Source organism: Photobacterium sp. GB-56, assembly GCF_003026105.1.
Taxonomy (GTDB): domain Bacteria; phylum Pseudomonadota; class Gammaproteobacteria; order Enterobacterales; family Vibrionaceae; genus Photobacterium.
In genome coordinates, this window is the sequence record NZ_PYNW01000005.1 from 43,870 (window position 1) to 64,181 (window position 20,312).

Sequence of the window (20,312 nt, forward strand, 5' to 3'; positions counted from 1 at the left end):
ATGAGCAATGCTATTCGTCTGCGTGCACTAGAGAAAACTGATCTTCGCTTTATTCATCAATTAAATAACAACCGCACGATTATGGCGTACTGGTTTGAAGAGCCTTATGAATCGTTTGCAGAGCTTGAAGAGCTATATCGTAAACACATTCATGATAGTACTGAGCGTCGCTTTATTGTTGAAAATGAAGATGAAGAGTCAATTGGTCTTGTTGAACTGGTTGAAATTAACAATATCCACCGTACAGCGGAATTTCAGATTATTATTGCGCCTGAATTTCAGGGTAATGGTTATGCGCGTACTTTAATTAATCGTGCGCTAAACTATGCGTTTACGATTCTTAATCTACATAAAGTATATTTGCATGTATCGGTTGCGAATGAAAAAGCGATCCACTTGTATGAAGAATGTGGTTTTGTAGAGGAAGGCCATCTAGTGAAAGAAATTTTCATTAATGGTAAGTACTGTGATATTAAGCGAATGTATATCTTACAGGATGAATATTTCTTAAGCCGTAATCAGTAATTAGAAAAACCAGACAAGGTAATGAAGACAATAACTTGTCTGGTTTCTATTTCAAATATTAACTCCGTAAGCTATTTAGCTCACTATCGCAAGAAAAGTTACCCATCTCAGGATCTGTAACAGCTTGAAAGTTGTGTTTGTGATTCATCTCAATACGTCCTGCTGCTTGTAATGAGAAATATTTACAATTATCTGCTGTTATTGATAAATCATACCAACAGTGTTTACAGGTTTTATAAGCGATATGTTCTACTTTCCCCGCCTTTATCTTAACTTCCACAGGATCTTTGCCGTAAATATTATCTGTTATTGTAATGATTTGAGTTTGTTTAGAGCGATTTTCAATTTTAAACGATAGGTGAGGGGTAGCATGACCTGCTCTTGACTCTCTGTGAACGATTGAAACAATTGGCATCTCTCTATGCTCAGATGTAAAACCTTTTACTCGACGAATGAAGCCATTGGGACCAAAGGTCATTAAATCAAAGTCTCTATGATCACCAATTGTCCATTTATCTGAAACTGCAGGTTCAAGCTTATTGGCTCCTTTTGACGCTACACTGTATTGACGTGGCATGGTCATATCATATGGGCTATTTTCTGGAGCGAGAAATTTGTCTTGCTGGGGCTCATTATGGGCAAGGTAGTTATAGGTTTGATATACGATGCCTTGTTTGCCTTGGTTAGCGAACTCAAACATTACGGCATCAGATTTAAATTTAATATCTACTTTAGGCGCATATGGAAGCTGGCAAGATGGGCGAGAACCATTTTGTGTAACCACGGGTAAACCAATTAAACTCATTTGTGGTTTGGTTCTTTTTCCTGACTCATCGTATCCATATTCATGTTCATGACCAGGTTTAGGCAGATGTTTCTGATGCTCTTTTTCTGCTGCCGCTTTTAACTGAAGGGCTTCAAATTCTGATTTACCCTGTGGAAAATCAATTGTGTGACTCCGCTTTTCAAAATCAAAACAAGAGGTGAGGTCGCCACAAATTTCACGACGCCAGGTCGAGATATTTGGCTCTTCAACGCCTGTTACTTTTTCTAAGAAGCGCAACACAGAAGTATGATCAAACACCTGTGAGTTAATATTCCCGCCAATACTCCATGGCGATATTACGTAACAAGGCACTCGTGGTCCTAATCCATGTGAAGCGTTATTTACAAAATTATCGACATTTTCCTCCGTTTTTGAATAATCGGTATCATAATAATATTCATTATGGGTATTGATATTTGACTTACCGTACACCTTGTTATCAGGTGTTTTGTGAGGAACCGACGGTGGTGGCATATGGTCAAATAAGCCATCATTCTCATCGAAATTAACAATGAATACGGTTTTAGCCCAAACGCTAGGATCTGAAGTGAGTATATCCAAGACTTCAGATGTATAGGCTGCGCCTAATGTTGGCGTCGAGCAACCCGGATGCTCGGAGAATTCATCCTCAGTTACAATCCAAGTAACTTTAGGTAAGCCTTCATCACTGTTATAAAGTGCTTTGAATGTTTCGATAGAAGCTTGAGTTTCTGTTCCTATACCATTTAAGTAGAAAGGCGCTGATGGATTATTATAATGCGCATCTCTAAAGGTTTTAAAACCAGCAAGGGGGTTGTCTGTGTAGTTATTGTTAATATTCTGCACTAAACGCCACGATATACCCGCTTGTTGAAGCCTCTCAGGATAGGTTGTCCATTTATAACCGTTTTCGATTTCATCTGGGCTATCAAAGTTTTCATGATTATTATTAATAACAGGCCCATTTTTCTTTGCGTGAGGATCATTTGTACCAGACCAGTGGACGACACGGTTAGGATTAGTACCTGTTTGTGTTGAGCAATAATAAGCTTCACATAAGGTAAACGCATTCGCGAGAGCAAACTGAAAAGGGACTTCTTTTTCTGTAAAATAACCCATTGTTCTATCGGTTTTATTCGGTAGCCATTGGTCCATTTTACCGTGTGCATTTGCATATTGTGCATTATTAAAAAGATGGGGAGTACCTGCAAAAAATTCGTAGCCAATATTTTTGCTGGTATTAAAATACCAAGGTAATAATGTCTTTTTAAATGTACTTTCTTCGTCTGGATTAGAGTTATGCTGATTCCAAACAAAATCCCCATTAGGTTGCCTTAACGGGAAGCGGTCTGCAAAGCCTCGAACACCTGTCATTGTGCCAAAGTAATGATCAAAGGAGCGGTTTTCTTGCATTAAAATAACGACATGCTCAACATCTTTGATACTACCGTGCTTGCGGTTCGCAGGGATTGAAAGTGCCTTTTCAATACTTGCAAACACATTTGGGGTTGTACTTATTGCTGCAGCCCCTGCGCCAACAACGGCAGACTTTTTTATAAATGAGCGACGACTATCGTTTACCATAATAATTCCTTATTAAAACTCAGGTTATTGATTAACCTTAAGCTAATTTGAATAAGGAATATTTCATAACTATTAAGCTATTATTGTTAGTATGGTTATTAACACAGCGCTGACATTCGCTTCGTAAAATTCACCACTAATTCACTAATTTGTCATGGTGAAGTCATTGTATTAATTGGTAACTGTGCTTCTACTATTATCCCATAATGGATACTTTTTCATTGCTTGTGAAAAGATAGGCTCTTGATAAAGACTGCTTAACCATTGCTTTATATTTGGATAATCGGCTTGTCTAAACCATTGACGTTCAACATGCGAAAATTGTCGTATAAAAGGCAATATGGCGTAATCAGCTAAGCTCAATGTATCTGTCATTAAATACTTGTGATTAGACAGACGGCTTTCGAGATCAGATAGAAATGATTCACAAAGTTTACGATAGATTGTTACTTCTGGATTATAATGGCGAGCATCGGATTTATAGTGATCTAAAGCTAATATGTACTTATGATCATTTCTTGCTATAAGGCTAAGCATCTCAGCAAAGAAGTGGGGGGCATGAGTTAACAGTAAATTATGAGGATCATTTTTGTTCAAAGACCAGATCATGATTTCTAAACTTTCATCAATATAGTCACCATTTTCTAATACTAGTAAAGGTACCGTTCCTTTCTGTGTTATGTCTAACATTTCGGCAGGCTTTCGCCTTAAATCAATATCACGTTGTTCGAAATCAAGTTCAGCAAGTGTCAGGCTCAATCTTGCTCTAATGGCGTAAGGGCATTGTCTTAGTGTATATAAAATAGGTAGTGACATATCTAAAACCTTCTACTCGTCCCTTCTGTTATTGAGGGTAGCCTAAAATAGAGCATGGTGCGTATATCTATGTAACGTATTGTATTGATTCATTACCATAAGCTAACGAATTAGAGTATAAAGATCTGTGTTTACGATATGCTTACAATACATATAACATTTTAGCCTTGTTTTAATTTGATTCTGTGATGAGAGTAATACGGATGAATGAGCAGTTAGATCAATATATAACACAACAAAAACAGGCATTTTTACAATGTCCAATGCCTGATTTACAAGAAAGATTAACCGATTTAGATAAGATCTCATTATTAATTACGCAGAATCAACATGCTATTTGTCATGCGATTGCACAGGACTTTGGTCAGCGTTCGGCTTCAGAAACAGCATTGCTTGAAATATTTACCAGCATTGAATGTATTAAATATACACAAAAAAATCTGTCTCGTTGGATGAGAGTACAAAAACGTCATACCTCGATATGGTTTCAACCTGCTAAAAATAGAGTGATACCTCAACCTGTTGGCGTTGTTGGTATTATAGTGCCATGGAACTATCCCTTATTTTTAGCTATTGCGCCTTTGGTTGCCGCGATTGCTGCGGGTAATTCAGTGATGGTGAAGATGTCTGAAAACTCCCCAGAGCTCTGTCGATTGCTACAACAGTTATTTACAGATACATTTTCGTTAGAAAAGGTTCGCTTTATTGCAGAAGAAGGCAACACAGGTAAAGCATTTTCAGCATTACCGTTTGATCATTTAGTCTTTACGGGCTCAAGTGCAACGGGCAAAGCTGTAATGGCAAATGCGGCGAAAAACCTTGTACCAGTGACCTTGGAGCTTGGAGGGAAATCGCCAGCCATTATTGCTGATGATTATGATCTCAATAAGGCATTAGAGCGAATTTTAGGCGGAAAAACGTATAATAGTGGTCAAACATGTGTAGCGCCAGATTACCTGTATGTTCCTGAGGCTTTGTTACCAGAAGTTGTAACAAAAGCAAAAAAGATTATAGCTAAGCGCTTTGTCGATATTAACCACCAAGATTACACATCAATTATTGATAGTCAGTCCTTTGAACGATTAGTAACGACTTTAGAAGATGCAAAAGCGAAAGGGGCTGATATTTATAACTTGATCCCCAATTCATCTCCTGATATGAACTCGCGTAAATTCCCACTCCACCTTGTTATTGGAGTGGATGAGAGTATGCAAGTCATGCAGCGTGAGATTTTTGGTCCTATTTTACCCATCCTTGGCTATCAGTCGATAGAGCAGGTTATATCATCAATAAATAAAGGTGATAGGCCACTGGCTCTATATCTCTTTTCTAACAATAAAGATATACAACAAAAGGTTATTCAGCAGACGCGTTCAGGTGGCGTCACAATTAATGATGTAATGTTACATGTGGCGCAAGATGATTTACCCTTTGGTGGTTCCGGCCATAGTGGGATAGGTCATTATCATGGAAAAGAAGGCTTTGAACGTTTATCGAAGATGCGCCCTGTAATGTATCAAGCGTCTTTTTCAGCATTGAAGCTATTATATTCACCGTATTCATCATTAGGTAAACGCATGATTAACTTTATTGTTAATCGAAAGTTTGGAAAGTATGACTGATTGCATTACTAATAACGTAATTTATGTGGGCTTTTGGCAACGTGTAGTCGCGACGATTGTTGATACATTGGTTGTTTCATTAGTCACGGCACCATTATTGTACAGTTTATACGGTGATTTCTTCTCGACTGGGTCGAGCGCTACTTTTGATCCTGCGAGCTTACTCGTTAATTATGGTCTGCCATTTATTGGCGTGATGCTTTTTTGGTTATACAAATCAGCGACACCAGGGAAAATGGCAATAAAATCGATCATTGTTGATGCGACAACAGGGGATAAACCGACGGTTAAGCAATTTATTATTCGTTATTTATCAGCAATCCCTTTAGGAATAGGCTTACTTGCCGTTGGCTGGGATAAACGAAAACAAGGGTGGCATGATAAATTAGCCAATACGGTTGTTATCAAGAAATCTAAATAAAAGATCTTTGTTGGATATAAATAACGAGATAATAAAAAGCCCTTAACGATGAGAATGCTAAGGGCTTTCTTTTATCTATGTTCAGCGAAACTAAAAATTATTTCTTAGTGTATGCCGCAATGATAACCATTTGAACGCCGTCTGCACGACCTTGGATATGAAGAGGGTTATCAGTTAGGCTGATGTTACGTACCGGAGTACCACGCTTAATTACCATGCTAGAACCTTTAACTGGAAGGTCTTTGATGATTGTTACGTTGTCACCAGCTTGTAGCTTGGCGCCGTTTGCATCAAGTGTTGGAACAGAAGCTTGTTCTTCTTCAACAAGGCCTTTATCTGCCCATTCTTTAACATCATCTTCTAGGTACATCATGTCAACTAGGTCCATTGCCCAGTCAGTTTTTGAAGATAGACGCTTAAGTTGACGGTAAGCCATTACTTGTACAGCTGGAACCTGACTCCACATAGAGTCGTTTAGGCAACGCCAGTGGTTTTCATCTGTTGTCTCTGGAGCTTCAAGCTGACCACGGCAAGTATCACAAAGGTATACACTACAGCCTGCGCTCTTATCTTCAGACGCTGGAACTGCGTATACAGCTAGGTTATTTTCAGAAGAACATAGTTCACATTTTGATTCGCTACGATCTTTTAAAGCTTGTTCGATAGTCATGGGAATTGTCCATAGAGTGATTGTGGGCACATTATGCACATCAAATAATCATAAGGGAAGAAAACAAGCGTGAGATCACGAAATATATAGTACATCAGACTGTTTAGTGTCCAAAGGAAGAAAAATATCATAGGAAATTATCCAAGAGACAACTAAAAAGTAATCAGATTTTAACCTTTTTAACCAAAGCCAAAGTTATGTTTACGATGTCGTATTTATTTAATGGGCATGATTGCTAAAATTGCTGCTTTAAGTAATAGATATTATTATTTCAGGTTATGAATGGTGTCACTTTTTTACTTCTTACTTCTGCTCGTTTGGTCATAATTTGTTACTTTATAAGCCTAATTAAAAGGAAAATAATTAAGAAGGCTTGTATGAATAAAATGACAACGTTTGGGCTAGCTATTGCGGGAATACTGTCTTTTCCTCTTTCTGCAACGGCGTCAGAAAGTGATATTAGTGCGTATATTATTGGTGGTAATGAGGTTCAAACAAACCCTGAAGAATTATCAACTGTGTATATTGAATCTGGACAAGTAGGCTGTACTGGATCTTTAATTGCAGAACGGTGGGTATTAACTGCTGCACACTGTATAAGAACGGGCCCGCAAAATGCCTCATTGCAAACGATACCTACAGAAAATATTAAAATTTATGCAGGTGTAACAGGGCGTTCTGATTTTGAGCCGGACAATACTTATCAGGCTGTTGAAGTTATTGTGCATCCAGATTATTTACCTGAACCTTTAAAAAATGAGGATGGTAGCCTTGATAGTAAAAATAACACTAAATTTGCTTACGATATTGCTTTAATAGCTGTATCTAGAAACATAGACACGGCGAAGATTGTTTCTTTACCTACAGAGCAAGAAGCCTTTGAAATTGAAACTGCGTTAAGTGAAGAAGATGGTAAGTTACTGGCTCAAGGGTGGGGGCGTACAGCAACGAATAATGAAGGTGGATCTGATGTTTTGATGGAAGTAAATCTCAGTTATTTACCAATGAGCCAATGTTATTTGCAATCACCGGGAGAAAATTGGTTCTCTAGCCCTGCAGATACATTAAAGATGTGCACATTTGAGAAGGATGATCTTATGGGGGTATGTTTTGGAGATAGTGGGGGGCCTCTTTATTATCAAAGTACTGCAGGAGAAACTGTTCAATTAGGAATTACCAGTTTTGGTCTACCGCCATGTGGAACTGATTCACCTGATGTCTATACCCGTGTAGGTGCTTACGATGACTGGATTAATAACGTAATTGCAGAGAAAACACCAATACTTAAAGATAATAGCGATAACGGTGGTGGTGGCGGTTCTGTTGGTGCAGGTTTAATGATGTCATTACTGGCAATGGGCTGGTTACGAAGAAAGCGTAGCTAATAACTATTGAAACGAGTTGCTGTGGACTTGATTTAATATTTTCTATGTTTGTTAGAACAAGTTACATAGAAAAAAGAAGCCTGTCGCAACTCGTTTATCTTTCTAAGCAAGCAATGAAGAGTATTCGGTATCATTAAATTAGCTGTATTTTAAAAGGATTTAATGATGGTGAACAAATTAGCTCATTCTTTGAGTGTCTGCATTGCTTTAGGGGTAAGTAGTTCTGTCTACGCTCAAACAGAACAGCAAAAACTCGTTCCTTATATTATTGGTGGTGATGAAGTCGCGGTTGCAACTGAAGATAATTTCATGGCGTCGCTGCGTATGAATAAAGCAAATGAATCACATTTTTGTGGTGCCACCGTTTTAAATGATCGCTGGTTAGTCACTGCAGCTCACTGCGTTGTTGGTGGCGGAGGAGCTGGAGCATCAGGCTTGGCAGTGGTAGCACCATCCGATATAACCGTTACCACAGGCCTTGTTGATAATGCATCAGCAAATATTAAAGATATTTATTCAGCGACTCATGTTGTTGTTCATCCTGATTATAACCCTCTTATTTTACTTCAAGTTTCAACAGATAACGGCGTTGATCTTGAAACCGAGATTATTAATACTGCATTAGATAATGATGTCGCGCTTATACGTGTAAACCGTGATTTTGATGGTGTTGGTAAAGTTACGCTAGCGTCAACCAGCTTAGCCGTGGAGCTTGATGATAAATTAAAGGCAGAGTGGAACGAGAAAAATCTTCCTGAAAATGTCAAAGTCCAAGGCTGGGGGGTAACAGAAGCAATATCAACGTCAGAAGATGAAGAGACGGCGGAAGAAAATAGCTTAGCTTATGAAGGTGATACTTCAGATACCTTGCTAGAAACAATGTTAGCAAGTTTCCCAATTGATAAATGTTATGAACGTTTTGAGTCTCAAGATCCTGCCGGTATTTTTATTGATAGCCCATCAAATACAACTAAACTTTGTACATTGCCAGCGCGTAAACTTGAAGGCCCTGATTTGCTCGGTCCTGATGCTTGTTTTGGCGATAGTGGCGGACCACTATTAACCCAAGATAATAATAGCAACTGGGTACAAATTGGTATTGTGAGCGGCGGTTCAGCAGGTGAGCCTCAATGTGGATCACTTACACGACCAACGTTTTATACCCGTGTGGGAACTTATTATGACTGGATCAATGAGTCTGTTGCTGTTGTACCAGAACAAGTAATCACATTGCCTGAATTTTTAGCCAAAGAAAAGGCAGACGCAGAAATGAACTGTAATGACAGTATCTCTGCTAATAACTGTAATATCACTGAAGATGATGGTGGAAGTGGCGGCCATATCGGTGCTTTATCGCTTACGTTACTTGGAATGATGACTTACTTAAGGCGTAAAAAGAGCTAAATGACTCACTATTAATTTACACAAACCATCAGTACAAGCTGGTGGTTTTTTATGAATGATATTGATGAAATTACTTAGCATAAATTTATCAAAAGTTGTGTTGAATTATGAGTAATTAAAACGATTTATTCACAGTATTTTTATGTCATAAATAAAGTGAAATTAATAACTATTTAGAGTTAATAATTTCATTTTTTTTATTTAACCTTATGATTCTTATTGTTTAATTTTTATTTGTATAAGTCACTCTTGTTATAAAAATACCCATGGAATACGTATCGTAAGGAGAAACAAATAGTCCCTATTATCCACAGAAGCTGTGTATAAGTCTGTGGGAAAAGCAGATAGGCTAGATTTGGTGCCGCCTCTGCTAAAGTCAAGAAGTTGTTAATGATAAAAATAGTGTAATTGATGTCCAATTGATTTAGTTCAATATATAGACATAAAACTAAATTTTTCCTTAAAAGTTAGCATCTTTACTCTTATGCAATTTCTTGTTGTAGCCATTCAGAAAGTGCCATCAACTCATCATAATCTTCTGAATGCGTGAGCAATAAGCCACAGACAATGGATATAACAGATTTGGCATTAAATGGATAACCAATTGCCGCTTGACTTAGGTCATTCATCATATTGTGGTATTGGGTAGGCGCATCATAGTAGACTTTGGTGATCACTCCAGCATCAACATTCAATTTCAGTTCTACGTGTCCCCATGAAAATTCAGTTTCTAATGATTCAATAAAACTAGGTGATTGACCGTAATTCCAATCCCAACTTTTCAGACGATAAAAATTTGTACTAAATTCGAACCAATCGGGATGCTGGTTATTTACAATAACCGTATTTTCGACATCAAGCTTTAGTGTTTTTTGAATACTGTCACTAATGTAATGACATAATTCATTATGTTCTAATGGACGAATATGTTGGTTAATAGAGGTATAAGATCGTTCAAGGTTTTGATGATTGAGAATAGAATAACGACTGTTCATGTACTTTGATATATCAGCAAGAGAGGTATTTACTCTTAAAGTAGTATGAAAAAATAAATATTCTTCAGAGACTGATAGCGCAGTATTAGAAATTTTTCTATTTTCAACTAAGCATTCAAGATTGTCAGAGACTGCGATATCTATTTTCAATGGCTCAAATGTACCTATTAATATTTTTTCAATTAAGCATTGTGTTAAATAATGAGTAGGGCCGATTAACGCAATATTTGTGTGTGTTAAATCTTGATAGATAGCACCGCCAATTGTATGACGCCTGACAATGTTAATATTTTCACGACGAAGTAGCTTCGGCTTACATACACGCCAAGGATTTTGGTCTTTTCCTATATTAACAGAGCGCTGATTTTGCCATAAAAAAGCAATAATATTGTTGCCATTCGCTTGTTTCAGTAATGTTTCTTCAATCGCTTGATTGAAGCTTGGATCGGTTGATTCTGAATAATAGATAGACAGTTTCATGAAATTATCTCTTATCATCAATCTTTGAATTATAAAAATACATTGTTGCATATACGCCAAGTTTAATTAAGTGAGATAACTAAAAATTAAAAGTATTTATATGAGGTACATCGCATTAGTTATTTTTAAATTTAAAAATACTGTCATTTAATACCAAATTGGAATTTAAACGGGATTTTATTAAAAATAATAAATACCTTTATCACTATTTAAATAATAAAGTGTGATCTTGATATTGATTCTGTTGTTAACTTTTTATTTAGAACCGCGAAATAAGTATATTCATACTTATCTTATTTAATCAGCTGCGGCGTGATTTAATCATAAATAGAAGCATGTTATGTCATTATCAATAGTACAGCGCACCATTGTCGGCTTTATAATAATGTTTATTCTTATTGCCGTAGTTGGAAGTATTAGTTATATCAATACCAGTCGAATCCATGATCGCCTTACTGATGTCACTGAGGTGTCGACACCTATGGTTACATCGGCAAGTCAATTACTCGCGAGCTTACGTGAAAATCAGCTATCAGTTGTTGATTACCGTACGACTCAATCATCGAACTTATTAAATGAGCGAAAAGAGGCGGTATTACAGGCTCAACGTGAATTTAACACTGCAAAACAACAAGCATTGCAATATGCTGTTGATGAGGAAGCGAGACTAAAGCTATCAACGGCACTTGCTGCAGCTGATAAATTTTTTGAATTATCACAAAAAACAATTAATGCGCATAATCAATGGATTGCTGTTAATGACCGATTGACAGAGCTTAATTTGTCGTTTCTTCGATTAGAAGATACTTATCAATGGTCTGCGAATTTATTACTTCAACGTGCGAGTGTAAAACGCTCTTTAAGCAATCGAGCTGAACTTATTACCAGTGGTATTAGTCGTGACTTAAAAAATGTCCGTCGTGCTAATAAAAATACTAACTTTGAAAAACTAAGCCAAGTGCTTGCTAAAGATATTGAATTAGCAAAACAAGGTTTAGAGCGCATTAATGTACCTGAAGATGTGAAAGCGCGTTATGCGCGTAATTTACAACGCGTCCATGATTTAGCATTGGGTAAAACAGGATTACTGGCGGTTATGGCTGAAAATAACCAGCTAGAAAGTCAACTGTCAGCTTTGAATCAACAGTCTAATCAGCAAGTTGTTATTACTCAAACAGCACTTAATGATTATATGCAGTATGCGAGTAGCAATGCATATAATAGTCGAAATGCTGCTGATGCTGCAGCCAACCAAGCGACGTACAGTATTATTATTGCCTGTTTGGTTTCAGGTGTTATTGCTTTAATTATTGCCTTTACTACGGCAAAAAGTATCCACACGCCATTAGCACGTATTAATGCGGTATTACGTAAGATGACAGCGGGTGATATGACTCAACGTACTAATTACCAATCTCAGTGTGAATTTGGTGCGCTGTCTCGCTCAATCGACCAACTGTCTGAAAGTATGGCTGATATTCTCACCAAAATTAACGATGGCTCTTTACAACTAGTAACAGAGGCAAATAAAACCGCTGCTACAAGTGAACAGGCGATGAGCCGTGTTGAAGATCAAAAACAACGTACAGATCAAGTAGCCGCTGCTATTTCTGAATTAGAAGTCAGTGCGAAAGAAATTTCACGTTCATCAGATCTGACTGTGAATGAAGTCAATGAAGTAAATCAGGCTGCGCAACAAGGGCGAGACTTAGTATTTAATAGTCGAAACATCACAGAGCAACTATCGATTGATATTACTGAAGCGGTTGATATCACACGCAAATTAGAAAGCTTTACGGTGAATATAGGTAGTATCTTAGATGTTATCCGCGGCATTGCTGAGCAAACGAATTTATTGGCACTTAACGCGGCGATTGAGGCAGCACGTGCGGGTGAGCAAGGGCGTGGTTTTGCTGTCGTTGCTGATGAAGTCCGTGCTTTAGCAAATCGAACTCAACAATCAACAGAAGAAATAAATGAGATGATCGATAACCTTCAGCACAGCGCTGAAATGGTAACTAAGGTCATGGCGAGAAGTCATAAACAAACGGAGCAATGTGTTGAACAAACACGTTTGACAGATGAAACACTACAAACGATAGCTGATCGTATGCGCGTTATTCTTGAAATGGCAGAGCAAGTTGCTCATGCAACCGAAGAGCAAATTTCAGTGAGTCAAGATGTTGCTGAGCATATTAATGGGATTGCGAGTGTTGCTTACAACGCAGAGTCAGAAGCGCGTGAGTCTGCAAACAGTAGTGAGTCGCTATCTAAACTAGCTGCAGAACAACGTCAATTGATTGAACGATTTAAGGTATAAATATGAAACAGAGAATGGCTTCCCCTTTTTATACAAAGGTTCAATCAACCTTATGTCGCAGTTTTGTTATTAGTGGTATCGCGTTAGCTGGTCTTTCACCACTATCGGTAACTGCACAACAGTATGATTCCTCATTAAAAGGTACTGTATTGGTTGATTCTTGGCGACAAGATGATGCGATTTGGAAAGATAAAATAATTCCAGCATTTAATAAGCATTACCCGAATATTAAAATCACCTATCGCTCACCAGAAGGGTTGACCTCATTTCTTGATGATTTGAATACCAATCTTGCCAATGGTAATGCTGGCGACTTGATTGCCTGTCGTCCATTTGATGGTTCGTTAAAGCTGTTTACGCAGGGGCACCTTAGCGATATTACAGAAATGGCTGGGATGGAGAACTTCCCGAGCTTTGCATTAAGCCCTTGGCAAACTGATTCAGGTGCACAGACCTTCTGTTTGCCTATGGCCTCTGTAATCCATGGTTTTTTCTACAATAAAGATGCATTTAAAAAACTCGATTTAAGTGTACCTAAAACAACGGCTGAGTTTAATCATGTGTTGAATATGATTAAAAACAGTGGTCAGTATGTGCCTTTAGCAATAGGCACGAATGATAAATGGGAAGCCAGTACGATGGGCTTTCAAAATATAGGCCCTAATTACTGGAAGGGCGAAGATGGACGATTAGGGTTGATTAATGGCACTGAGCGTTTTGATTCACCAAAATACCGACAAGTATTTCAGGAATTAGCGAATTGGAATAAGTTTTTAGGCAATGGTTATCAGACACGTAAATATGCCGATTCCATTGAATTGTTCAAAACAGGGAAGGCGGCTATTTATCCTGCTGGCTCTTGGGATATCAGCACCTTTACAGGCCAGCTAGATTTTGGCGTATTTCCACCTCCAGTAGAAAATCGCGGTGATGAATGTTATTTCAGCGATCATACTGATATTGGTATAGGGTTAAATACTAAAGCACAGAATAATCCAGCGGCAAAAGCGTTACTAGAATGGATGACAACGGCGGAGTATGCTGAGTTATTGACTAACTCTATTCCTGGTTTCTTCTCATTATCTAACCATTTCTTTGAAGTTGAAAACCCGATAGCGAAAGAAATGATGGGATGGCGTAATGAGTGTGATTCTACTATTCGAAGTGCAGCGCAGATTTTATCTCGAGGTAAACAGAGTTTTGAGGCTCAAATCGACCAAACCAGTGTTGCTGTGTTAAATGGTACAATGACACCAGAACAAGCTACACAGTTAGTTCAGGCGGGGTTAGATTCATGGTATGTGCCACAAAGAGAAGCAAAAGTTGCAAGCTTAATTTGCCAAGAATAATCAGATAAGCGTATTAAAAGCGATGCTCTAGAGATAGAGCATCGTTTTTTTGTTTGTAGCGGTAAGTTCTTAATTTTTCTTAATAGGATAGATGTTATAGCTATTGTTATCTGTTTAGCAGGTGATTAATATGCACATTCATTGTGTTTAGGTGTTGTATTGTGTCTAAGATATTAGTGGTTGATGATGACGTACAATTATGTGTGTTATTAACTGAAGTTCTCGAAGATGAAGGTCATGAAGTTAGTTGCGTTCATTGTGGTGAATCTGCGTTAACATACCTTCAATCAACAGGTGTAGATCTGATATTGCTGGATGTAATGTTACCTACTCTTGACGGTATGCAGGTTGCTCGCCGTATTTGTCAGCGTTTTGCAACGCCAATCCTTATGCTTACAGCACTAGGAGATGAAGCAACGATGCTTGATGGTTTGCAAGCTGGCGCTGATCAGTTCTTGGTTAAACCATTTAAAGTTGATGAATTGCTAGTACGTATATCGGCAATCTTACGAAGAGTGGGACTAGAGCGCCAGCGCCATTGTTTGCCCTCAACATCGGTGGAATTAGAAAGTCAGCTTTCTCGCTTACCGTTAACTGGTACAGAGCTCGATTTACTTAAATACTTAATTAAGAATAACGATATTGTCGTCTCAAAAGCCACATTACAAAAAGATGTTTTGAAGAAAGAGCTTAGCCCGTTTGATCGTAACCTTGATATGCATATCAGTAATATACGTCGTAAAATGGTGTTAGCAGGAATGTCTAAACAGCACATTAAAACAGTGCGTGGGAGAGGGTATAGTTACTCTTCATGTGTTTCGGAGTAATTCGTTTTCTTCAAATATAAAAAATAAGACGATACTCGATCGTCTTATTTTTCGGCTTAGATAATAGAGCCATCATTAATTCTTTAATACACGATTATCGCTAAAAGTGAGTAATTCAAGATTAAAAGGGGTCGCTTGCAGCTTAGGGTACTGCTGAGAAAATAATGTTTCATCACGTTGTTGATCATAACTATGCTGTAAATAGCCATAGCCACTTGGATACTCAAGATTCCAAAGTTCACTTTTCGCTATACGGCTAACGGCAAGAAACTGTCCAATATAGCTGGCTTGGTTGGCAGTAATTGAAAATGTAACATCCATTTTACCTATGTTTTTGGATATCAGCGTTTTATTACCATCTGACCCTTCAAGTTGAATACTGAAAATTTCGTATTGTCCTACAGGTAACTCAATATTAAACAAATGACCGCTAATTGTTGAATCCTCAAAATGTCCATCTTCATTGTTATTGGTGATCGTAATAATATTACCCTCTCCAATACTCAATTTATTGCTATTTAGAGGGCGAATGTTAATCGTTGTGAGCAGGTTTTTACCTGTTTTCGGCCATTCGGTATTAGCACCCAGAGTACCAACAAGATAACCTGTGGCTTGATTATTCTCATAAACAGAATCAGGAACAGAGACTTGTAAACCTGATGAACAGCCGACTAATAATAATGTCAGTAAACAAATAATGGTCTTCATCATAGAACTTCCTTTTGCTGTGATGAATAGAGTTAAGAAGCATAATGTTAAATGAGTAAAATGCTAAGAAATAAACGCCATAACTATTGTCATGTAAAAATACAGTATCGTCTATCTGTGACGTGTTTTTTGTGACTAGGATAGGCTGAATTGCTAGTTACTATAGATAAAAAGAGAAGCAAGTGTTTAGGAGTATAAACAAGTGAATGTTTCTAAAGTGATACAAGGAAAGCATCGACTTCCTTTGCATAAGCAAAGCTTAGTTTTCCGACTTTTTTCTTATTTTACCGTAGGCTTACTGGTCATATTAGGGCTTCAGAATTTAGCAGAGGTCGCTTTAGTCAAAACATTGTTACATGTCCCGCAACAGGTTCAGCAAGACATTTTGAAGATGGCAGCAGAAGTTGAACCTTTAGCTGAAAACGGTGATCCGCAGCGACTTGCTGAGTGGGAGAGTAAACAAAAATATTATGCTTTTGTACTTTACAGTGATAACAAAGAGATAAGTACCCGAATAATGCATCCTCATTTTAAGTTTAAACTTAAATATGCTCGACCATTGAATTCAATTTTAGATTCTCGTGTTAATCAACCCATTTTTACGATACCTCTAAAAAATGGTAATAAATTGGTGGTTCAGTTACCTCATGAATTACACCCGGCCAAAAATTTTTCTTTGTATTTTGGTTTAATACAGGTAGTGATTGCGATTCTGATCACCTTAATGTTTTCATTAATTATCGCACGCTATTTGCAGCGACCATTAGATACTTTAAGACACGCGAGTCGTTCTTTAGCTAATGGTGACTTTTCAGTGCGTGTCGCTCATGTTATGGGAGAGAAAGTAAAAGAGTTTAATGAATTAGCGACAGATTTCGATAACATGGCAAATCAAATACAATTGCTAACAGAGAAACAACGGCGTTTAATTCGTGATGTTTCTCATGAACTTCGAACGCCTTTGGCTAGACATAATTTATCATTGCATTTAATCCGAAAGCGTACCTCATCTGAACATTTGCATTTAGTGGATCGGTTAGAGCAAGAATCAGAAGAGATGAATGAACTCGTCACAGAAATCCTTGAATTTAGTCAATTTGAAAATGCAAAAGCGAATATCAAGCTTATTCCTGTCGACGTCCAAACTTTTTGTGATTCAACGGTTGAACAATGTTTACAGCTAAAAGCGCATGGCCAATCGATCATTAAAGATATTGATAGAGCACTGCCAATGGTTCAGACCGATACGCGATTATTAGTACGAGCAATTAAAAATTTAATAGGTAATGCGATTAAATATGCTGGAAGTGAAGCCAATATTATCATTCATACCAGTATAAGAAATAACGCGGATCAGTCTTATGTTGTTGTATCGGTTTCAGATGATGGTGATGGGATCCCTGAGCAACATTTAAAACATATCTTTGATCCGTTCACGCGCATAGAGGGTGCACGAGATAAACAATCTGGGGGTTATGGTTTGGGGCTCGCCATTGTAAAGGAAGCGATGCTAGTCACTGGAGGACAAGTAGAAGCGGGTCGTTCAGTTGAGGGAGGTTTAAAAATATCGTTATTGTTACCGATTATAGAAACAATAAAAAAGTAGCCTCAAGATAAAAACATAAGAGTGATATCCTTTCTGGCTATCACTTTTTTTTATTATAACTTCCAGGACTAGATGTTCAATACCGCACCAAGATTCCTTAGGAGAATAGTTCTGTTGTGTTCATTATCTTTTGATAACCACCATCTATTGAATCAATAGATTTATAGTATTAGCTGTACGCATTCAATTGATTTAAATTTACGCCATTAAACGAGATTGTATTTTGTAAATAAATTTTTTTTGATTTATATCAAATCGAAAGTTTTGTTTTGGTGCAGTTTAATGTTTTAGTTAAAGATGAAGAATTCCTGTTGATTTTTTATTTTAAATCGCTAAAAAGAATTATATCAAATTTTAAAATTTCAAATTTAACGAATCTTTTTAATTGCTTCTCAATACCTAAGAGCTATATTGAATGGAGCTAAGAATTAATGGCAATAATACTAATTAAAATAAAAAGGTGAACACTCAATGTCTAAATGTCCATTCCACAACACGCACGCGGTTAATCCGTCAATTAACCCTGGTAATGGTACGTCTCCAAGTGATTGGTGGCCTAACCAACTTAAACTAGACATTCTTCACCAGCACGATCGTAAATCAAACCCAATGGGCGAAGATTTCGATTATGCCGCTGAATTCAAAAAGCTAGATCTTGAAGCTGTGAAGCAAGATCTACGTGAACTAATGACAGATTCTCAAGACTGGTGGCCAGCAGACTTCGGTCACTACGGCCCTTTCTTCATTCGTATGGCATGGCACAGTGCAGGTACATACCGTACTGCTGATGGTCGTGGCGGCGCGAGCACAGGTAACCAACGTTTTGCACCACTAAACAGCTGGCCTGATAACGTAAACCTTGAGAAAGCACGTCGCCTAATTTGGCCTATCAAGCAAAAATATGGCAACAAGATCTCTTGGGCTGACCTTATTATTCTAACAGGTAACGTTGCACTAGAATCAATGGGCTTTAAAACATTTGGTTTTGCTGGTGGTCGTGAAGACATTTGGGCACCAGAGCTAGACGTTTACTGGGGTAAAGAAAAAACATGGCTTGCTGATGACACACGTTACGAAAAAGACAGCGAGCAACGTGATCTTGAAAACCCACTAGCAGCAGTACAAATGGGTCTTATCTATGTTAACCCAGAAGGTCCAGACGGTAACCCAGATCCACTACTAGCAGCACACGACATTCGTGAAACATTTGCGCGTATGGCAATGAACGACGAAGAAACAGTAGCGCTTATCGCTGGTGGTCACACATTCGGTAAAACACACGGTGCAGCAGATGCAGCACACGTAGGTGTTGAACCAGAAGGTGCATCAATTGAAGAGCAAGGTTTCGGTTGGACATCAAACTACGGTAGCGGTAAAGGTGCAGACACTATCTCTAGTGGTCTAGAAGTTATTTGGACTACAACACCAACAGAGTGGAGCAACGGTTTCTTCAGCAGCCTATTCTACAACGAGTGGGAGCTTGAGAAGAGCCCAGCAGGCGCTTACCAATGGGTATCAAAAGGTGGCGAAGTACACCCAGACGCATTTGACCCAGAGAAGAAGCACAAAGCAACTATGCTAACTACTGACTTAGCATTACGTTTCGACCCAGCATACGAGAAAATCTCGCGTCGCTTCTTTGAAAAACCACAAGAGTTCGCAGACGCATTTGCTCGCGCATGGTTTAAGCTAACTCACCGTGATTTAGGTCCAGTATCTCGTTACCTTGGCCCTGAAGTACCAGCACAAGTGTTCACATGGCAAGATCCAATCCCAGCGGTTGATCACGAGCTAGTAAACGATGCTGACATTGCAAAACTTAAACAAGAAATCGCTGCATCTGGTCTATCAATCAGCGAGCTAGTATCAACAGCTTGGGCATCTGCTTCTACATTCCGTGGTTCAGACAAGCGTGGTGGTGCAAACGGTGCACGTATTCGTCTAGCACCTCAGAAAGATTGGGAAGTTAACCAACCTGAGCAACTAGCGAAAGTGCTAAACGTACTTGAAGGCATTCAAGCAAACTTCGAGAAAACAGTATCTCTTGCTGACTTAATCGTACTTGCTGGTGGTGTAGGTGTGGAAATGGCTGCGAAGAATGCAGGCCGTGACATCACAGTACCATTTACTGCTGGTCGTATGGATGCATCACAAGAAGAGACCGATGTAGAATCATTTGCTGTTCTTGAGCCAATTGCTGATGGTTTCCGTAACTTCGAAAAAGCGAAGTTCACAGTCGCAGCAGAAGAGCTATTACTAGACCGCGCACAACTACTAACGCTAACAGCACCTGAAATGTCAGTGCTTGTAGCTGGTATGCGTGTACTAGGTGCGAACTACGACAACAGCGAATACGGTGTGTTCACTGAGCGTAAAGAAGCATTAACTAACGACTTCTTCGTTAACCTACTAGATATGTCTACACAATGGAAACCAACCTCTGTAGACCAAGATGTGTTTGTAGGTACAGATCGTAAGACTGGCGAGCAAAAGTGGATGGCATCACGTGTCGACCTAGTATTTGGTTCTAACTCACAACTACGTGCACTTGCAGAAGTTTACGCATGTGCTGACTCTGAAGAGAAGTTCGTCAACGACTTCGTCAATGCTTGGGTTAAAGTAATGAACGCTGACCGTTTTGATCTACACTGTTAATCAAAACGCAAAGTTTCAATACTAGCCAATAGTATGAAATAGAAACTTAGCAATAAAAAAACAAAGAGGTGCTCAATGAGTGCCTCTTTTTCGTTTAAGCATTATAAACTGTTATTATTACGATAACTTCTAGCCACTCC

At 38.3% G+C, this 20,312-nt stretch carries 15 protein-coding genes; 10 read left to right on the plus strand and 5 right to left on the minus strand.

From position 1 onward, the window contains the following. Entirely contained in the window at nucleotides 1-525 is a 525-nt protein-coding gene (speG, locus tag C9J42_RS08430) for a spermidine N1-acetyltransferase (protein WP_107206946.1), read from the plus strand. Nucleotides 526-583: 58 nt separating this feature from the next. On the opposite strand, the gene C9J42_RS08435 is transcribed toward speG, so the two are convergent. Both C9J42_RS08435 and C9J42_RS08440 read right to left on the minus strand, forming a co-directional pair. Continuing rightward, nucleotides 584-2,914 (minus strand): phosphocholine-specific phospholipase C, encoded by a 2,331-nt coding sequence (locus tag C9J42_RS08435; RefSeq protein WP_107261388.1) that lies wholly within the window; start codon nucleotides 2,912-2,914, stop codon nucleotides 584-586. 171 nt (nucleotides 2,915-3,085) lie between these two features. Further along, nucleotides 3,086-3,730, minus strand: coding sequence for a glutathione S-transferase (locus tag C9J42_RS08440; protein ID WP_107287905.1), 645 nt, complete (start codon nucleotides 3,728-3,730; stop codon nucleotides 3,086-3,088). Between the two features lie 203 nt (nucleotides 3,731-3,933). On the opposite strand from C9J42_RS08440, the gene C9J42_RS08445 reads away from it, so the two are divergent. Both C9J42_RS08445 and C9J42_RS08450 read left to right on the plus strand, forming a co-directional pair. Beyond that, on the plus strand, nucleotides 3,934-5,352 hold the full coding sequence (locus C9J42_RS08445; RefSeq protein ID WP_107206949.1) for a coniferyl aldehyde dehydrogenase: 1,419 nt from the start codon (nucleotides 3,934-3,936) through the stop codon (nucleotides 5,350-5,352). Beyond that, the gene (locus C9J42_RS08450; RefSeq protein ID WP_107206950.1) at nucleotides 5,345-5,773 is read left to right on the plus strand and encodes an RDD family protein; all 429 of its coding nucleotides are present in this window, start codon (nucleotides 5,345-5,347) and stop codon (nucleotides 5,771-5,773) included. The genes C9J42_RS08445 and C9J42_RS08450 overlap by 8 nt, the downstream gene beginning before the upstream one ends. Before the next feature lie 97 nt (nucleotides 5,774-5,870). Here C9J42_RS08450 and C9J42_RS08455 read toward each other — a convergent pair whose 3' ends face one another. Then, nucleotides 5,871-6,443, minus strand: coding sequence for an alkylphosphonate utilization protein (locus tag C9J42_RS08455; protein ID WP_107206951.1), 573 nt, complete (start codon nucleotides 6,441-6,443; stop codon nucleotides 5,871-5,873). Between the two features lie 377 nt (nucleotides 6,444-6,820). Between C9J42_RS08455 and C9J42_RS08460 the strand changes: the two genes are divergently transcribed. After that, complete coding sequence (locus C9J42_RS08460) at nucleotides 6,821-7,828, plus strand: trypsin-like serine protease (protein WP_107287904.1); 1,008 nt, start codon at nucleotides 6,821-6,823, stop codon at nucleotides 7,826-7,828. Between the two features lie 162 nt (nucleotides 7,829-7,990). After that, nucleotides 7,991-9,232 carry a trypsin-like serine protease gene (locus C9J42_RS08465; RefSeq protein WP_233218492.1) on the plus strand — a complete coding sequence of 414 codons (1,242 nt, stop codon included), beginning with the start codon at nucleotides 7,991-7,993 and terminating at the stop codon, nucleotides 9,230-9,232. A gap of 482 nt (nucleotides 9,233-9,714) precedes the next feature. On the opposite strand, the gene C9J42_RS08470 is transcribed toward C9J42_RS08465, so the two are convergent. Next, the gene (locus C9J42_RS08470; RefSeq protein ID WP_107206954.1) at nucleotides 9,715-10,707 is read right to left on the minus strand and encodes a lipoate protein ligase C-terminal domain-containing protein; all 993 of its coding nucleotides are present in this window, start codon (nucleotides 10,705-10,707) and stop codon (nucleotides 9,715-9,717) included. 340 nt (nucleotides 10,708-11,047) lie between these two features. Between C9J42_RS08470 and C9J42_RS08475 the strand changes: the two genes are divergently transcribed. The 3 genes from C9J42_RS08475 to C9J42_RS08485 all read left to right on the plus strand — a co-directional run bounded on the left by C9J42_RS08475 (nucleotide 11,048) and on the right by C9J42_RS08485 (nucleotide 15,203). Beyond that, nucleotides 11,048-13,027, plus strand: coding sequence for a methyl-accepting chemotaxis protein (locus C9J42_RS08475; RefSeq protein WP_107206955.1), 1,980 nt, complete (start codon nucleotides 11,048-11,050; stop codon nucleotides 13,025-13,027). Between the two features lie 2 nt (nucleotides 13,028-13,029). After that, on the plus strand, nucleotides 13,030-14,376 hold the full coding sequence (locus C9J42_RS08480; protein WP_107206956.1) for an ABC transporter substrate-binding protein: 1,347 nt from the start codon (nucleotides 13,030-13,032) through the stop codon (nucleotides 14,374-14,376). Nucleotides 14,377-14,537: 161 nt separating this feature from the next. Beyond that, complete coding sequence (locus C9J42_RS08485) at nucleotides 14,538-15,203, plus strand: response regulator transcription factor (RefSeq protein ID WP_107206957.1); 666 nt, start codon at nucleotides 14,538-14,540, stop codon at nucleotides 15,201-15,203. A gap of 75 nt (nucleotides 15,204-15,278) precedes the next feature. On the opposite strand, the gene C9J42_RS08490 is transcribed toward C9J42_RS08485, so the two are convergent. After that, entirely contained in the window at nucleotides 15,279-15,914 is a 636-nt protein-coding gene (locus C9J42_RS08490) for a hypothetical protein (protein WP_233219383.1), read from the minus strand. 199 nt (nucleotides 15,915-16,113) lie between these two features. On the opposite strand from C9J42_RS08490, the gene C9J42_RS08495 reads away from it, so the two are divergent. After that, entirely contained in the window at nucleotides 16,114-17,517 is a 1,404-nt protein-coding gene (locus tag C9J42_RS08495; RefSeq protein WP_107206958.1) for a sensor histidine kinase, read from the plus strand. Nucleotides 17,518-17,988: 471 nt separating this feature from the next. Next, nucleotides 17,989-20,172 carry a catalase/peroxidase HPI gene (katG, locus tag C9J42_RS08500; protein ID WP_107301897.1) on the plus strand — a complete coding sequence of 728 codons (2,184 nt, stop codon included), beginning with the start codon at nucleotides 17,989-17,991 and terminating at the stop codon, nucleotides 20,170-20,172. Nucleotides 20,173-20,312: the final 140 nt, after the last annotated feature.

What these genes read in the sequence shown, in the direction of transcription:
- C9J42_RS08445 (WP_107206949.1), top strand. Translation starts at nt 3,934, where the DNA reads ATGAATGAGCAGTTAGATCAATATATAACACAACAAAAACAGGCATTT.
- C9J42_RS08465 (WP_233218492.1), top strand. Translation starts at nt 7,991, where the DNA reads ATGATGGTGAACAAATTAGCTCATTCTTTGAGTGTCTGCATTGCTTTA.
- C9J42_RS08470 (WP_107206954.1), bottom strand. Translation starts at nt 10,707, where the DNA reads ATGAAACTGTCTATCTATTATTCAGAATCAACCGATCCAAGCTTCAAT.
- C9J42_RS08490 (WP_233219383.1), bottom strand. Translation starts at nt 15,914, where the DNA reads ATGATGAAGACCATTATTTGTTTACTGACATTATTATTAGTCGGCTGT.
- C9J42_RS08455 (WP_107206951.1), bottom strand. Translation starts at nt 6,443, where the DNA reads ATGACTATCGAACAAGCTTTAAAAGATCGTAGCGAATCAAAATGTGAA.
- C9J42_RS08435 (WP_107261388.1), bottom strand. Translation starts at nt 2,914, where the DNA reads ATGGTAAACGATAGTCGTCGCTCATTTATAAAAAAGTCTGCCGTTGTT.
- C9J42_RS08475 (WP_107206955.1), top strand. Translation starts at nt 11,048, where the DNA reads ATGTCATTATCAATAGTACAGCGCACCATTGTCGGCTTTATAATAATG.
- C9J42_RS08460 (WP_107287904.1), top strand. Translation starts at nt 6,821, where the DNA reads ATGAATAAAATGACAACGTTTGGGCTAGCTATTGCGGGAATACTGTCT.
- speG (WP_107206946.1), top strand. Translation starts at nt 1, where the DNA reads ATGAGCAATGCTATTCGTCTGCGTGCACTAGAGAAAACTGATCTTCGC.
- katG (WP_107301897.1), top strand. Translation starts at nt 17,989, where the DNA reads ATGTCTAAATGTCCATTCCACAACACGCACGCGGTTAATCCGTCAATT.
- C9J42_RS08440 (WP_107287905.1), bottom strand. Translation starts at nt 3,730, where the DNA reads ATGTCACTACCTATTTTATATACACTAAGACAATGCCCTTACGCCATT.
- C9J42_RS08450 (WP_107206950.1), top strand. Translation starts at nt 5,345, where the DNA reads ATGACTGATTGCATTACTAATAACGTAATTTATGTGGGCTTTTGGCAA.
- C9J42_RS08480 (WP_107206956.1), top strand. Translation starts at nt 13,030, where the DNA reads ATGAAACAGAGAATGGCTTCCCCTTTTTATACAAAGGTTCAATCAACC.